The sequence below is a fragment of the Maridesulfovibrio bastinii DSM 16055 genome (assembly GCF_000429985.1).
In the GTDB taxonomy this organism is placed as follows: domain Bacteria; phylum Desulfobacterota; class Desulfovibrionia; order Desulfovibrionales; family Desulfovibrionaceae; genus Maridesulfovibrio; species Maridesulfovibrio bastinii.
In genome coordinates this window covers 136401-153012 of the sequence record NZ_AUCX01000013.1, presented here as the reverse complement: position 1 = coordinate 153012, position 16612 = coordinate 136401, and the positions used below count along the sequence as shown (strand labels likewise).

Below are 16612 nucleotides of genomic sequence, written 5' to 3'. Positions count from 1 at the left end.
GATGCAAAAGAGCTTCACGGACATCGCTATGCCAGAATGCGCGGCCTCTCGAAGGCTCAAGAACAAAGTCTCCTCTGCGCAGCCTGCCAAAACATGAAGAAAATAGCGCTTATCCTAAGCGCTAGACGCATATTTTCTGATATTTTTAAAACTATTGCCTTCAAAGAGAGTTCCGTTCACTGTTTTGCTTCGAACTTGGGATTTGATCGACCAAATTTAAATTTTTCAAACTAAATCGAACAGAAATAGGGCGTAATAAAACCCCGCTTTTAAAAAAAACGGGGTTAGTCAGCAATCTGAGGCTGCGAGTTTCCTCGCAGCCTTTTTAAACTTTATGCCAAATTGAAAACTAAGATCTTGCTGCAAAATAAGCTCTGGTTTCGGCAATAACAACACCTGAGAGTCCGAGAAGACCTATCAGGTTAGGAATGGCCATCAGACCATTAACAATGTCAGCCAGAGTCCAGATAGTTTCAAGCTTGATGAATGCACCGCCGGCTACGAGAAGAATGTAAACAACCTTAAAAGGAAGTATTCCCTTAACCCCGGCTATATATTCTGTACAACGTTCACCATAATAGTTCCATCCGAGTATGGTTGTGAATGCAAAGAAAATAAGACCGATATTAACAGCATACTCACCAATCTGTGAACCAACACCAAGGGTGAAGGCCTGACTTGTCATTGTTGCACCAGCCAGATCAGGATTATTCCAGACTCCTGTCATTACCAGCACAACACCTGTCATTGTACATATAATGATAGTATCGAAGAAAGTACCTGTCATAGCAATCAATCCCTGACGGACACATGAATTGGTGCGGGCTGCAGCAGCGGCAATAGGAGCACTACCCAGACCGGATTCATTGGAAAAAACACCTCTGGCAACACCATTACGCATGGCAATCATCATGGTAATACCAAGAGATCCGCCAAAGGCAGCCTCAGGAGTAAATGCGGCATTAATAATGAGAGAAATTGTTGCGGGAACTTTATCAAGGTTAAGAACGATAACTAAAAGAGCTGCGAGTACATAAAAGACTGCGGCAAACGGTACAATTCTTTTAGCTGTTTCTGAAATACGGTGGATTCCGCCTAATGTTACAGCGGCAACTAAAATTGTCAGAATGACAGCTGTTACTATTTTAGGAGATCCAAAAGTAACCATTGAGGCGTCTGCAATGGCGTTAACCTGAGGGAAAGTACCGATTCCAAGAAAGGCAACTCCTATCCCGAAAATGGCGAACATGCGGGCAAGAAATTTATTTTTTAATCCACGTTCGAGATAATACATCGGACCACCGGACATCTGTCCGTTATCATCTGTGATACGATACTTAACAGAAAGAAGAGCTTCTGCATATTTTGTTGCCATTCCAAAAAAAGCGGCAATCCACATCCAGAATAATGCGCCTGGGCCACCTGCTTTTATTGCGGTAGCAACACCAACAATATTACCTGTTCCGATTGTAGCTGAGAGAGCTGTGCAGAGTGAAGCAAATGGTGAAACGTCCCCTTCTGCATCCTTACTTACTTCTTTTTCAGGACAAAAAACGTAACGCAATGCCAGCGGAAGTTTAATGACCTGCAATACACCGAGACGGAATGTAAGATAGATACCTGTTCCGACAAGCAAAACAAGCAGAGGGGGTCCCCAGACAAACGAGTCTACACTGTTAAGAAACTGTAGCAAATCCATTTTAAAATCCTTTAAAAAATAAAGTTAATAAAAAGATGGATGTTGCGAACCTTGGAAGGTTTGAGAGGACTAAAAAAAGACTCCAGTAAGAGTTTGGAGTCCAGATTATTTGCTCTGTCCTTTTGCCTGAGAGTTTCACGATGATCAAATTACATCGTTTGCTCCTTCGGCGCCTCGATGATTGAGGTCTCTCCAGAGATTCGTCAGACAGCAGTTCTTGAACCTGAAAGAGTTACTTCTTCGGCGCCGCTATAAATTGCGATCTCTCCTGCTGTCGTCATCCGATTAACAAAAACGTTGAGTGTATACTCTTAGAAAAGCCTCTTTGCAATACAAAATAAACCATATTATACGGCTAAAATTATTAAAAAATTAAAATAATTCTCTTAAATCGGCGTTTTTAAGAATCAACTTCGAAACAGTGGCAAGCTATATACGAAAATCGAATTAAATTTCAAAACTAAACACAAAATAGTATCTTTGAATTTTAGAAAAAATAATGGTCGTTGAATTTGAATTCAACGACCATTCTCTACAATATACAGTATAGTAATATATTTAAAAAATATATTTAAAAAATATATTTTTCTAATCTAATTTATAATTATATCTCTAAGAGCTGCCTCTACATCAACATATTCAAAAGGATATTCTACTGCAATAAGCTTCTCAGGCAAAACAAACTGTCCGCTTAAAATAACTTCCTGAGCCATCTGCCCCATCATAATCTTCATCATAAAAGATGGAACGCGCATAAATACAGGTTTTCCAAGTACTGCTCCAATAGATTTTGCAAATCTATTGAAAGTTACTGGTGATGGAGCTGTAAGGTTGAATACACCTTTACATTGATCATTCTCAATTAAATATTTAATTGCCCCAATTTCATCATCGATATGAATCCATGAAACGCCCTGATGACCATCACCAATAGCTCCGCCAAGACCTAATTTAAAAGGAGGAAGCATTTTTGCAAGAGCTCCTCCATTACCAAGAACCATTCCGGTCCTTATGATCACTCTTCTGATTCCTTTCTTCTCAACTTCCAGACTGGAATTTTCCCATTTTTGGCAAACTTCAGCTAAAAAATTGCTACCGGCTGAAGAAACTTCTGTCACAGGGTCAGCCCCCAAAGCTCCATAAAAACCTATTGCTGAAGCCTGTATGAAAACTTCTGGAGGAGTTTCCACTTCTAAGACGGCCCGTTCCAGAGCTTTTCCTGATGCTATGCGACTTTCTAGAATACTTTTCTTTTTGGAATCTGACCACCTTCCGGAAGCGATGTTATCACCAGCAAGATTAATAACCGCTTTACATCCATTTATATGTTCACTCCAACCTGAAATATTATCCGTGTCCCATTTTACATTGGTTATCCCCGAAATCTTTGACGCTCTTGATGAGCGACTTAAAACTATCACTTCATAGCCGCTGCCAACAAGCATCCGGCTGAGATAACTACCGATAAACCCTGTCCCACCCGAAATAACTATTTTCATTTCCAGCTCCTGAATTATAGTTCAATGCTGAACTAAATATAAACAGATTCTCCATAAATAAACAACTGAGTATCATATTTTGAATGCAAATAATAAAATATTAATATGACTGCGGCGATGTGTACCAACTGTATAATCCCAATAAACTCTTTATTTTATCTTTTCGTTACTGGCAGACGTTAATTTAACACAAAATTGTTAATTTTTAAAATTAAAACCAACATATTAAAATCAATAACATCCTATAATAAAAGGTAATTTTATTAAACTGTCTAGGATCTCAAATGGCATATAATTTGATTAGTAACTATCGGAAACAAAAAAGATATAAAGGAGTTCTTATGACCAGAAAAGAAGCTACAGAATTGATTTTAGCTGCAAAAGATAAAAAAGGTATGAGTTGGAACGATATAGCAGCTAAAGTTGGCGGGCATCCTGTATGGGTGACATCTGTTTTACTGGGACAAAACAGTATGGGACCTGATCAAGCCAAAATTGTCGCCGATCTGTTGGGCCTCGATGATGAAGTTGCAGTGCAACTTACCAAATGTCCAATGAAAGGATCTCTGGATGAAACAGTTGTAGCCGACCCTCTTATTTATAGATTCCATGAAATAACACAGGTTTATGGAACAACAATGAAAGAACTCATCCATGAAATGTTTGGTGACGGAATTATGAGCGCAATCGATTTTGAAATTGATATCAATAAAAAAGAAGACCCAAAAGGTGATCGAGTCGTTGTCACTTACAGTGGAAAATTTCTGCCATATCGAAAATGGTAAAAATTAAAAATTCGAATAGCTAAAGAATGGTATCATCTCAATACAGCACTCATGCTTAGAATGTGATGATACCATTTTAAGCTGTCAGCTAACTATAATACTACAAAAAGGTTTAACTATTCCTGTTTGTAAGACTGCGTCTGATAAATTTAACTATTCCTCCATAAAGATTCGGGGGGCTGTATGGAGAAAGAAGTTTCGTTCTGACTGCTCCGACAAGATTACACAAAACAATTGAGGCAGTTTCAGAGACAGGAAAATCAGGGAGCGATCCGTCACGAACTCCCCTCGCAACACAAGTTTCAAGTAAAGCCGGAATCTGTGCAAATTTCTGGACCATGGCATCACGGTCATTTCCCATTTTCAAATCACTAAAGGGTGAACATCTTACCAGAACTAAAAAATCTTCATTAGGGTCAACAGAAAATTTCAAATATCCTTCACTGAAGAAACAGACTGCTTCAAGACCGGATTCGGCAGCAGCAACTTCTCCCTGCAAAACATTTACAAGACGTTCAGTTACATCAAGTCCGGCAACCCTAAAAAGTTTTTCTTTACTTCCATAATGATGAGAAAGGAGACCTACTGCAACTCCGGCTCTATCGGCAATTTTCTTGAACGTAGTATCATTGTACCCATATTCGCCGAAAAGTTCCTTTGCCGCTTTCAGCACCATATCCTTTTTAGTCATTGATAAACTCTTTATTTTAATTTGAATTATGTAGAAATAACAGAAAGATTTCTTATGATAATAAATTGTAAAGCGTCAACTTAAAATTAATACCACTTCCCTCTATAAAAGACAAAAGACCCTAATAAATTAGGGTCTTTTGCTTTAAGGAATGGAAACGGAAGGTGTGTTTTACATAGCAATCGGCTATATTACTTCGGATAAACCGTATCTTTTAAAGGTGCCACTAAAGATACGGATACCGTTGCTAAACATTTTACTTATTAAAGAACGTATTATTTACTAAAGTATATTGAGAGTTCTTAAGTTCTTTTCCCTCTCAACTGAACTGAATATATATTCAGTATATCTGTCAGTCAACTACTTTTTTCATTTTTTTTACTTATTTTTTAATTTAATATTATCAGCATATTAAGAGATAAAATATAAAATTATCCTAAAATGAAAACACGAATTTTAATTTAATTATCTGCTCATAAAAAACTGATTGTTCATTCAATATGTATTTCGGCTTGGTTTTAAACGCTGCATACTTTTCATTTATTCATAATCTAAAAAAATAGACATGAGAACATACATTATCGTAATCAATATTAATATGCTGAATTCAAACAAAATAATCTTTAATTATGAAATTTCACAATTGATCTTTATAACTTTTTGCTAAAATTGTTAATTACATCACAACTTCTTGCAAGAGATCAGATGTTGAACTAATATCCCCAAATTAACTTATCCGACCTAACAATCAGTCTTTACAGAAAATCTGTCTTCCAGCCGGTAATGTTGTAATCATATTCATATCCGGTTCTTAACATACACCACCCTATTTCCACCTAAAGGAGGCCACATGAAATTTTCAAATATCCTTATTCCCGTAGATGAATCAAAGCATTCTCAAAAAGCTTTCGAATATGGCGTTTCCCTGTCAGAAATGACAAATGGGAAAATAACAATCCTGCATTGCCATCGCCCCGTGCCAACCGGTCTTGGTGAACCCAATTTTCAAAAAGCCATTGATGATAATACCAGAGAATCATACGCTATACTAAAGACGTATACGCAGCAGCTAACCAAAAAAGGAATTACTTATTGCGAAAAAGTAATAGGTGGGGAAACGGCAAAAACCATCACCTCCATTGCCGAAAATGAAGAATGTGATTTGATAGTAATGGGCTCAAAAGGTAAATCAGACATTGAAGGACTTCTGGTTGGCAGTGTCACCCATAAAGTTCTGCACACAGCACCATGTCCGGTTCTGGTCGTCAGGTAAAATTATAATAGAATTATTCTGTTGTGGTTGATGAGTTAACATTTAGTTGTTATTGAATAACAGCTGACAATGCTCTTGCCGACAGAAATTGTTTACTTGAAATACTGAGGAGAGACCATGCGGCTTCTTACCAGATCTGACTTTGACGGACTTGCCTGTGCTGTTCTGCTCACTGATATTGGAATCATGGATAACTGGCTTTTCGTTCATCCCAAGGATGTGCAGGACGGCAAATATCCTGGAGATCCCAACGATATAGTAGCTAATGTTCCATACATTGAAGGTTGCGGCTATTGGTTTGACCATCATTCAAGCGAAGATGAGCGTCTGGGACAATCTATGGAATTCAAAGGAATGTCCAAGCCTGAAAAAAGTTGCGCCAGGGTTGTTTGGGAATACTTCGGCGGTCATGAAAAATTTGGCAACAAATTTGACGAGATGCTCACGTATGTTGATAAAGTCGACAGTGGTGATTTAACCCCGGAAGAGATCGAAAATCCAAGCGGATGGATACTTCTCGGATTCATTATGGATCCCAGAACAGGTCTCGGCAGATACAGACATTTCAATGTAAGCAATTACCAGCTAATGGAAAATCTTATCGATTATTGCAGAAAAATGCCAATTGATAAGATTCTTGCCCACCCTGATGTTCGTGAGCGTATAAACCTTTATTACGAACGGGATCGCCAATTCAGAAAAATGCTCATGGACTGTACAGAAGTTTTCGCTAATGTAATAGTTATTGATCTTCGTGAGCAGGAAGAAATTTTCCCTGGAAACAGATTTACTGTTTATTCCATGTATCCTGAGACAAATATAAGTATTCAGGTTATGTGGGGAAAACAGAAACAAAACACTGTTTTTTCTGTTGGGCACAGCATTCTAAATAGAACAAGTTCAGTAGATGTAGGCAGCCTGCTGTTAAAATATGGCGGAGGCGGCCATAAGCAGGTCGGAACATGTCAGGTTCCGCATGACACTGCCGATGCAGTTCTAGGAGAGCTGGTTGCCAGCTGTATGGATGGAAAATAAAAATTTCTAAAAAATTATAGAGTTAATCCCGTAGCTGTAATTTTCAGTTACGGGATTTTCTTATTATAAAAGACAATGTTTATTTTTAGTTGACATTAAACAACTTTAGTCAATATAAAATAAACATGTCCTGCATAAATAAATTTAAGAATCAGATATTTCAGCTAAAAACATCAACCAGATGTAAGCTGCCCTTATACCTTAATCCCGTATCAGCAGGATTTCCTTCACCGGCTGATGACTATCTTGACCGCAATCTAGATCTTAATGAACATCTGATAGGAAATCCAACTGCAACTTTTTTTGTTCGTGCATGCGGCGACTCCATGATTGGGGCAAATATAAGTGATAACGACATCCTCATAGTCGACAGATCTATCTCTGCCCAAAATGGTTCTATCATCATAGCAGCATTAAATGGGGAGCTAACCGTAAAACGCTTAAAAACAAGGGCTGGAAAACTTTTTCTGATTCCGGAAAATGATGCATACCCTCACTTTGAAATTCATGAAGAAACCTCATTCGAAATCTGGGGAGTCGTTACCTATATTATTCATAAGGCTTCAAGATGAAGCTTTTTGCTCTTGCAGACTGCAATAATTTTTATGTTTCATGTGAAAGAGTATTTAATCCTTCAATACAGAATGTACCTGTTGTCATACTCTCAAACAATGACGGTTGTATCATTTCAAGGTCACAGGAAGCCAAAAAAATTGGAATAGAAATGGGAATGCCAGCGTTCAAAGCAAAACATTTTTTCAATAAATATGGAGTACGCTTTTTTTCATCAAACTATGCCCTTTACGGTGATATGTCCCGGAGGGTTTCAAACACTCTTGAAACTTTCAGTCCGGAAACTGAGATATACTCTATTGATGAATCATTTATTTCAATCAGCGAATCTGAAATACAAAAAGTCGATTTACTCGGAATAGAAATACGTCAAAAAGTACTTCAATGGACAGGAATTCCCATATCGGTAGGTTTCGGGCCGACAAAGACACTAGCGAAACTGGCCAACAGATTTGCAAAAAAATTCACATCATCTGGAATTTTTACGGTCATTCCAGGTTATGCCTGTGATAAAGTACTGGAGCTCACCCCTGTCAGTGAAATCTGGGGGATAGGACGTAAAAACGCTTATAAATTGAACCAGAAAGGCATTAATAACGCCAGAGAATTCAGAGATCTTCCTGATCTTTGGCTCAGAGAAAAACTGACAGTAACAGGACTAAGAACAGCTTTGGAGTTACGCGGAATTTCATGCATTGCGCTTGAAGACGCTCCACCTGCGAAAAAAGCAATTGTCTCCTCCAGATCATTCGGAAGACAAATTTCAGATATTCAACAGCTTGAAGAAGCCGTTTCGAGTTATACAGCCCGAGCCACAGAAAAGCTCCGCAGGCAAAATTCATTAGCCGGTGCGATTACAGTTTTTTTAATGACAAATCCTCATAAAAACATGCCTCAATATTCTAACTCCATATGCTTACATTTATACCCTGAAACGGATTATACACCATGGATAACATCAAAAGCGATATACGCTTTGAACAGAATATTCAAAAAGGGGTATTCATTCAAAAAAGCAGGTGTTATGCTAACCAACCTGCTTGACAGGTCGGGCAGACAGATTAGCTTCAATGAATATGAAAACAGCTCAGCTACACAGAAATTTGAAAATTTAATGAAAATTGTGGATAAAACAAATGCTAAATTTGGAAGTGGCACTCTTAAGTACGCGTCTGAAGGAATTGAACAAAACTGGAAGATGAAACAAAATTTTAAGTCGGACAATTATACTACCAATTGGAATGAAATACCCATGGTGTACTGACCCTTGCCCATTTGAAAAGTTTAGGGCATTAAATACCGGATGGCGGTGACAAAAAATAAACCGTCCCAATGGAGAATAAGCACCAAATGAAATCAGAAATGATCTCACCTTTAATAAAAAGGTCAGGAAAAGCTGCTATTGCAGTTCTTATAGGTCTGGCGATTGCCGGTTGCGCGCCAAAAGAAGAAGTTCTCGGTCTGCATCAGACCGGCACAATGGCATTCATGCTTAACTGTGATCAGGCCGCATCAACTTATTTTGAAAAAGCAATCAAGACAAACCCTGAATATGGTCCAAGCTATATTATGCTTGGCGATTGCTACATCAGAGAAGGCAAGCCTGAAAAGGCTATTAAAGTTATCAAAAAAGGCCTGCAATATACCTCTGATGAGGGACATCAACGTCTGGCCCATCGCAAACTGGCACGGGCATACCATGAAATAGGTCAGGATGAAAAAGCCCTGCCGCATATTATGAAGTACACCAGAATGTCTATTATGCAGGATAAATTTGATGAAACCAAAAAAGCTGACACGGTAAATTTTATAGCGTCACTTAATATTCCTGAGGAACAAAAAGTTGACCTTGATCCTGTTATAGCCGCCTGCACAGCAAAGCGTAAAAAAATGCTTGCTGAAGCTGAGGCCCTCAATAAACAAAATAGACATCAGCACAGCAAAGAAAGTAAAGATATTACAGGAGCTGTGGCCGGTTTTCTTGGCCTCGACTAAAAACAGCTGATTTACAACATCTAAAGCCTGCGGATTTCCGCAGGCTTTTTTATTTTTATAATGTTTCAGTTAAACATACTCTAACGAATGTAAAAAATTATCTATATTCTGGAAATTTACAGACTTTTACAGTATTAAATACAAACCGCGTGAGGAATATTGCAATTCCGATATGTTATACTGTCACAAACAGGATACCCTATCACGAATTAAGGAATAGTTGCCTCACAGGTATAAAGACGCTGGTGTCGGCAAATTCATTTAACTTGACAGCGTTGTCATATGCCTTAAAACGGTGGCGGCTCTTTATGCCAAATAGAAAATAACTTTTTCCTTATACAAGATATAAACAGAAAGAATCAGGGAAATCACAGTGAATTCCAAAAAAGATAAAATTCTAATTGCAAACAGAGGCGAAATAGCCGTTCGTATTATGGAGGCCAGTAAGGACCTCGGGCTTGAATTTGTAAGTGTTTACACTGAAGAAGATAAAAATTCAGGCCATATAAATGTAGCTAGAAAACTTGGCGGAGCAAAAGCCGCCTATAAAATAAGATCTTATAATGACGCGGGTGACATTCTCTCCGTAGCTGATGAAACCCACTGCACAGCCATTCATCCCGGATATGGTTTTTTCTCTGAAAACTTCCGTTTCGCACGCAGAGTTACAGAACGTGACCGTCCAATGACTTTCATAGGACCATCATGGTGGGTTATCAGAGACCTCGGAGATAAAATCAATACCAAAAGACTTGCCAGAAAACTTGGTGTGCCTACGATACCGGGCTCTGACAGGGCAATATATGATGAACTGGAAGCAGAAGAGATTGCCGCTAATTTATTCGATTTTCAGAAAAAACAAGGTGTCAAACGCCCTGTAGTTCTCGTAAAAGCCTCTGCCGGCGGAGGTGGAATGGGCATAGACGAGGTATACAGTATAGACGAATTTCGCCAAGTATACCGTAGAATCAGGAACTACTCTATGCGTACCTTCAATGATGAAGGAGTTCTGATTGAACAGCGCATTTTTAACTTCAACCATCTTGAAGTTCAAATGGTTTCTGAAAGAACAGGATTAAACCATGTCCATTTCGGAACTAGAAACTGCTCGGTACAAAGTCCAGGCAGACAGAAACGAATTGAAGTAGCTCCGGGATTTTTTCCTGAAGGTTTCGCCTACTCTTTCGATGCACAAAAAGTTCTTGATGATATTGTCGAGCACTCATTAAACATGGCCCGCGAAATTAAATATGACAACGTGGGTACATGGGAATGGATTGTGACCCCTGTAGGGGAACCTTTCCTTATGGAAGTCAATACCAGAATTCAGGTAGAAAATGGTGTTTCAGCGGCTATTTCCCGCATTAAAGGTAAAAACAACGTCAACCTTATTCGTGAACAGATCCGTCTCGCTCTTGGTGAAGAGATGGGATACTCGCAGGAAGATGTCACATTTGATGGTGTAGGCATCGAATATCGAATAATTGCGGAAGATACCGATAACAAATTCGCACCATGGGCCGGCCAGATTCATGAGCTTCACTGGGAAGAAAAAGAATGGCTGAAAATGCACACTCATATTCCGAAAGATCTGCCTTATCAGATTCCGACAGAATTCGACCCCAACCTTGCTCTGGCAATTATCTGGGGTAAAGACCTTGCGGAAGCGAAATCAAGAGGTCACGAATTTCTTGAAGATTTTGTTCTTAAAGGAAAAGATCGCAAAGAAGTTGCCCTTAAATCCAACCTTGAATTTCTGGCTGAAAAAACAAACAACTTATTGGAATTTTAAAGATAGCTATGGATATAGAAAAAAAACTGGAAGGTCTTCAAAAGCGAGTAGCCTATGCACAGGATATTCTCGGTCAAAAAGAGGATAAAAGACTGACTGCATTCAACCATAAGCTTGAAACCTTTCTGGATAAAAATATCAATATTAGTCTGAACGAGCTGTGGGATAAGCTCAATGCTTTAAGTGAAAGCCTTGCTGTGCTGGAAAAAGACATAGACTCTTCACTTACCCCCATGGATAAAGTTCGTATTGTACGCCATTCTGAACGCATCTGCCTCAAAGACATACTGGAAAATGTCTACGACAATTATACAGAAGTCGGTGGTAAAGATGATATGAGCATTGATCCGGGTATGGTCATCGCCCGCGCATACATCACCAGAAGAATTGGTAAAAAAGTTCATAACCAGCCTGTAATGGTTGTCGGCCAGGAAAAAGGCCATGGACAGGAATTCCGTAACGGAGGCTCGATAAAACCGTGGGGTAATGCAAATGCTCTGCGCTATATGAAAGTTGCCGCCAGAGAAAATATTCCTATTCATACCTATGTTTTTACTCCCGGTTCATATCCTATTGAGGATTATCCCGGAGCAGCCCAGCAGATAGCAGAAAATATTTACGAAATGTGCGGCCTTGATGTTCCTATTATTTCTGTAATTTCAGAAGGAGGATCAGGTGGAGCTGAAGCTATAGCTATGGCAGATAAACGCCTCATGCTATCACACGGCTATTACTCTGTTATCTCACCTGAAGGTGCCGCAGCTATCGAGGGAAGAGTTAAACGCGGTGAACGTGCTCCGCAGGAATTGATAGAAACATGTGCAAAGCATCAATGTATCACCGCACATGATAACTTAAGATTCGGATATATAGATGGAGTTCTTGAAGAACCACCGTTAGGAGCCAGACCAAATCATTTCGATTTTTTCAAGGAACTGCGTTCAGAAGTAATCAGAGCAACGGATGAAGTTGTTCTGAATACTAAAGGATTCTGCTTTTTCCGCGGTGCAGCAATAAAACATCATAAAAAAGCAACACAGGGGTCAGAATCTGTGTTTGTGCGCTGGTCGATAAACTCCAGTGCCAAAGAGCGTCTGCTCTGGAAAAGATATAAAAAATATCGCCGCATGAGCCAGCACGCATACGCTGACAACCGTACCCTTCTTGAAAAAATCAATTCAGCAAAAGTTGATACTATGGCAGCCGCCTACTCAACAATTCGCTACGACCTGATAAAGAAGTATCAATCAAAAATTCAGCGTTTTGCCGAAGAAGCCAAAGATGAGTTCCATGTTGTTACTAACAAAATGGATCAGTTTAAGCAGGTTGCCGCTGAAAAAATAGGATTTTCAGGAAAATCTAGTCAGGAAGTAGAATTTGAACTGACTAAGCTTTCAGAAGATGTTGAAGAACAGAGACCACCGGCAGAATACCGTCATTATGTAAGCCCCAGAGCATCAGAAGACCGTGAAATAACCTGCCCTAATGCAGAAACACACGGCTGCCTAGAAATATGGGCCCGTGACCTCTTTGATGAATTTGCTGGAGTCTGCCCAACATGCGGACATCATTTCCCGATGGAATACAGATGGTACATTGCCAATCTTTTCGATTGGGGAAGTGTTCGTGAATTCAACAAATCAATTTGTTCAGGTAACCCCACCAACTTTCCAAACTATCAGGAACGGTTGGATGCAGCTAAAGCAAAGACTGGATTACAGAGTGGATGTTTAACCTTTGAAGCTAAAATCAAGCATACAAGGGTAATTTGCGCGACACTTGCAGCTCCATTCAGAGGAGGCTCTGTTGGTGCAGCTGAAGGTGAAAAATTTGTCAGAGCTTTAGAACTGGCTGGTAAAAAACGTTACCCGTTCCTCGCATATGTTCATGGAACAGCAGGAATAAGAATTCAGGAAGGTACTAACGGACTTATACAAATGCCCCGCTGTACCCTTGCTGTACGCCGCTACATTGAGTCAGGCGGTTTATATATAGTTCTGTATGACACAAACTCTTATGCCGGACCGGTTGCAAGCTTCCTCGGCTGCTCTCCATACCAGTACGCGGTGAGATCGTCCCGTATCGGTTTTGCCGGACCGGGGGTTATCAAAGAGACAACAGGTCTTGATATTCCACCGGATTATCATTCTGCTTACAATGCTTTGGCCAGAGGACATATTCAGGATATATGGGATAGGCGTGATGTTCGTAGAAATCTTCATCAGGCTTTTCTCACAGTTGGTGGTAGAAACTTATACTACAGATAATGCCAAGCAAAAAAGCATAGTTAATTTAGAATACAAAAGTCCCCATTGCTCACTGCAATGGGGACTTTTTAGATGATATTAATTTCAATTTTTAAAAAATTCTTCAGCTAAATATGAGCCCAATACTTAAAAGCACACAATATAGGACCATCACAATAGAAGTCTTGCCAAGCATAGCAATATAAACTTTTCCGGTCTGAGGTTTTCCAATCATTTTACTAAGCTTTATAGCTAGCGGAAGAGATATCAAGGGCAAAAAAATCCAGACAGACTTGAGAGCAATCGCCATCACAATGGTACATATCAAAGCCACCAAAAACCAGACACGATATTCAAAAGCAGAAAATCCTCGCCCGAACCTGACTGCCAAAGTTTTTTTATCAGCTTTGATATCTGTTTCAACATCCCGATGATTATTTATGACTAGCAGATTTGTACTCAAGGCTCCGACAGCAGTACCCCCAAGAAACGAAAGAAATGAAATGTTGCCGGCCTGAACAAGATAAGTACAGCAAACAGCAACCCAACCAAAAAAGATCATAACAAAAATTTCACCAAGACCTAAATATGAAAGAGGAAAAGGACCCGCAGTATATCCATAACCAAGCATGATGGAAATTATTCCTACCAAAAGCAGCCACCATCCTCCAAAAGGGAGAAGTCCTACTCCAAACAGGAACGCCATAAAAAAAATAACAGCTGTCATAATTTTCATACGGTTAAGAGGAATTAATCCGGAAGCTGTCATTCTTTTGGGCCCCTGACGTTCTTCGGTATCAGCACCCTTAATATAGTCATAGTAATCGTTGGCAAAATTTGTACCGATCTGAATAAATAAAGCGAACAATAAGCATAGGGTGGCTGGGATGAATTGAAACCTATTTGCCTGTACAGCAAGGGCACTTCCTACAAGAACCGGACAAACCGCAGCAGGAAGAGTTTTGGGGCGCATTGCAAGAATCCACAATCTCAAACTGTTATTCATAGCATTATCTTAAATTGAAGGTTAAATTTTATTTCAGGTCAAAAAAAGCTCGGATAAAACAATTTCAGTCTTTATTTAAAACGACTAAATCTGCATTATCCGAGCTACTAGATACTTTAAATCAACTTTATCGGCCTTAGATTCTTACTTTCATGCTATATTTAAAAATCAAATAATTGAATCAGAGCATAAGAACTGAGCCACGATATTTGGTTACATAATTCATACTACGCAAAATCAGGATCAATTGCGGCATTACCATTTGCCAGCATAGCTTTGTAAAAACGAATGTTCTTTTCATCTACAGGAATTATTGGAAACTCTCTGCGACAAGCATCACACTGAATAACAGAAGGCTGTGTTGGGGATATCAAAGGAACCTGACGCTCACAATAAGGGCAGGAATAAAGAAAAATTATTTCCATTCCAGTCGGGCGCACAGGGGACATGGGTTTACGTGATTGAGACATTTTATTCACTCTTAATAAGTACTTTACCGGTCATTTCTTTAGGAATTTCAATTCCTATTTCATTCAATAACGTTGGAGCCAGATCGCACAATGCGCCTGATTCTGGTTTACACCCTTTAAATTCATCCCCGATAAAAACAAGAGGAACTTCATTAAGACTATGAGAAGTCTGAGGGCCTCCGTCAGCATCTATCATTTCTTCGGCATTACCGTGGTCTGCGGTAAGCAGAATTCTACCACCTGCTTTTGTTACAGCTTCAACAATTTTACCGACACAAGTATCAACTGTTTCGCATGCGGCAATTGCAGCAGGAATAACTCCTGAATGGCCGACCATGTCCAGATTGGCAAGATTACAAATGCAGAGAGTATAATTGGGGAGAGCTTCAACCAGCTTTGAAGTTACTTCTTCCGCACTCATCTGGGGTTTCTGGTCATAAGTCGCAACTTCTCTTGGAGAAGGAACAAGAATTCTGTCCTCACCCTCAAAAGGTTCTTCGCGCCCGCCATTCATAAAATAAGTTACATGGGCATATTTTTCAGTCTCGGCGATTCTAAGCTGCCTGAAACCTTTTTCTGAAACAACCTGACCTATAGGATTAACAATTTCCTGAGGCGGATAAGCTACAGGAAATGGAAAATCTTTTTCATACCTTGTCATAGTGACAAAACCGGAAAGGCTTGGCTTGATAGGACGCTCAAATTCTTTAAAATCATCGAATGCTATAACACGGCACATCTGGCGAGCACGATCAGCTCTGAAATTAAAGAAAAAGACGCCGTCACCGTCGGCAATTTTCCCATCAACACCATCAACAATAAGAGGCTTTATAAATTCATCGGTCTGCCCGGCTTCATAGGCTTCAACTATTCCGGAAACTGGATCTGTAACCTTAGGCCCTTCTCCCAGAACAAGAGCTTTGTAGGACAATTCATTACGTTCATAATGTTTATCCCTGTCCATGGAATAATATCTGCCGGAAATTGTTCCAACCCGGCCAATACCTATCTTAGTCATTTTGCTAAGCAAATCTGACATATAGTTTTTACCACTGGTCGGAGAAGTATCACGCCCGTCCATAAAAGCGTGAATAATAACATCTGAGACTCCGGCATCTTTGGCAACTTTCAGCAACTCATAAAGATGATTGACATGTGAATGAACTCCACCGTCAGACAGCAACCCCATAAAGTGTAATTTACCACCGGATTTTTTTACACTGGAGATGAGATCACAAAGGGAAGAATTTGCTGAAAGTCTGTCTTCTTCAATATCAATATCTATTCTGGTCATATCCTGATAGACAACTCTTCCAGCTCCGATATTGGTATGCCCCACCTCTGAATTACCCATAAAACCGTCTGGAAGTCCGACAGATCTCCCTGAACATTTAAGCCGGGTATTAGGACAATTGAGAAAAAGAGAATCAAGGACAGGTGTTTTGGCAAGTGCAACAGCATTTCCCTGCCCGGCAGGCGCAATCCCCCATCCGTCCAATATCAATAAAACAGTGGGCGTACCAGTACGATCAATCATGGACCTATCAC

At 39.6% G+C, this 16612-nt stretch carries 15 protein-coding genes and 1 riboswitch; of the genes, 9 read left to right on the top strand and 6 right to left on the bottom strand.

Annotation, left to right across the window (positions count from 1 at the left end):
- Positions 1–234: hypothetical protein (locus G496_RS21330; RefSeq protein ID WP_027178720.1), on the top strand; the 234-nt coding region annotated here is incomplete at its 5' end.
- A 115-nt stretch (positions 235–349) separates the two neighbouring features.
- On the opposite strand, the gene G496_RS0107330 is transcribed toward G496_RS21330, so the two are convergent.
- Both G496_RS0107330 and G496_RS0107325 read right to left on the bottom strand, forming a co-directional pair.
- Positions 350–1699 (bottom strand): alanine/glycine:cation symporter family protein, encoded by a 1350-nt coding sequence (locus G496_RS0107330; protein WP_027178719.1) that lies wholly within the window; start codon positions 1697–1699, stop codon positions 350–352.
- A gap of 104 nt (positions 1700–1803) precedes the next feature.
- A riboswitch (glycine riboswitch) is annotated at positions 1804–1905 on the bottom strand.
- Positions 1906–2292: 387 nt separating this feature from the next.
- On the bottom strand, positions 2293–3198 hold the full coding sequence (locus tag G496_RS0107325; RefSeq protein ID WP_027178718.1) for a TIGR01777 family oxidoreductase: 906 nt from the start codon (positions 3196–3198) through the stop codon (positions 2293–2295).
- A gap of 341 nt (positions 3199–3539) precedes the next feature.
- Between G496_RS0107325 and cynS the strand changes: the two genes are divergently transcribed.
- Entirely contained in the window at positions 3540–3983 is a 444-nt protein-coding gene (gene cynS / locus G496_RS0107320; RefSeq protein ID WP_027178717.1) for a cyanase, read from the top strand.
- Positions 3984–4095: 112 nt separating this feature from the next.
- Here cynS and G496_RS0107315 read toward each other — a convergent pair whose 3' ends face one another.
- Positions 4096–4674 (bottom strand): TetR/AcrR family transcriptional regulator, encoded by a 579-nt coding sequence (locus G496_RS0107315; protein ID WP_027178716.1) that lies wholly within the window; start codon positions 4672–4674, stop codon positions 4096–4098.
- A gap of 850 nt (positions 4675–5524) precedes the next feature.
- On the opposite strand from G496_RS0107315, the gene G496_RS0107310 reads away from it, so the two are divergent.
- The 7 genes from G496_RS0107310 (at position 5525) to G496_RS0107280 (ending at position 13609) form a co-directional block, all read left to right on the top strand.
- The gene (locus G496_RS0107310) at positions 5525–5947 is read left to right on the top strand and encodes a universal stress protein (protein ID WP_027178715.1); all 423 of its coding nucleotides are present in this window, start codon (positions 5525–5527) and stop codon (positions 5945–5947) included.
- A gap of 117 nt (positions 5948–6064) precedes the next feature.
- Entirely contained in the window at positions 6065–6982 is a 918-nt protein-coding gene (locus G496_RS0107305; protein ID WP_027178714.1) for a DHH family phosphoesterase, read from the top strand.
- A gap of 125 nt (positions 6983–7107) precedes the next feature.
- Entirely contained in the window at positions 7108–7554 is a 447-nt protein-coding gene (locus G496_RS0107300) for a LexA family protein (protein ID WP_051294896.1), read from the top strand.
- On the top strand, positions 7551–8819 hold the full coding sequence (locus tag G496_RS0107295; protein ID WP_027178712.1) for a Y-family DNA polymerase: 1269 nt from the start codon (positions 7551–7553) through the stop codon (positions 8817–8819). The genes G496_RS0107300 and G496_RS0107295 overlap by 4 nt, the downstream gene beginning before the upstream one ends.
- 86 nt (positions 8820–8905) lie before the next feature.
- Positions 8906–9550, top strand: coding sequence for a tetratricopeptide repeat protein (locus tag G496_RS19095; RefSeq protein ID WP_051294895.1), 645 nt, complete (start codon positions 8906–8908; stop codon positions 9548–9550).
- A gap of 373 nt (positions 9551–9923) precedes the next feature.
- Positions 9924–11342 carry a biotin carboxylase N-terminal domain-containing protein gene (locus tag G496_RS0107285; RefSeq protein WP_027178711.1) on the top strand — a complete coding sequence of 473 codons (1419 nt, stop codon included), beginning with the start codon at positions 9924–9926 and terminating at the stop codon, positions 11340–11342.
- An 8-nt stretch (positions 11343–11350) separates the two neighbouring features.
- Entirely contained in the window at positions 11351–13609 is a 2259-nt protein-coding gene (locus tag G496_RS0107280) for a carboxyl transferase domain-containing protein (protein WP_027178710.1), read from the top strand.
- 103 nt (positions 13610–13712) lie between these two features.
- Here the strand turns inward: G496_RS0107280 and G496_RS0107275 are convergent, their stop codons facing one another.
- The 3 genes from G496_RS0107275 to gpmI all read right to left on the bottom strand — a co-directional run bounded on the left by G496_RS0107275 (position 13713) and on the right by gpmI (position 16601).
- Entirely contained in the window at positions 13713–14594 is an 882-nt protein-coding gene (locus G496_RS0107275) for a 1,4-dihydroxy-2-naphthoate polyprenyltransferase (RefSeq protein WP_027178709.1), read from the bottom strand.
- A 227-nt stretch (positions 14595–14821) separates the two neighbouring features.
- Positions 14822–15064: a hypothetical protein gene (locus G496_RS0107270; protein WP_027178708.1), complete on the bottom strand. Its 243-nt coding sequence runs from the start codon at positions 15062–15064 to the stop codon at positions 14822–14824.
- A 1-nt stretch (position 15065) separates the two neighbouring features.
- The gene (gpmI, locus tag G496_RS0107265; RefSeq protein WP_027178707.1) at positions 15066–16601 is read right to left on the bottom strand and encodes a 2,3-bisphosphoglycerate-independent phosphoglycerate mutase; all 1536 of its coding nucleotides are present in this window, start codon (positions 16599–16601) and stop codon (positions 15066–15068) included.
- Between the last annotated feature and the right edge of the window lie 11 nt (positions 16602–16612).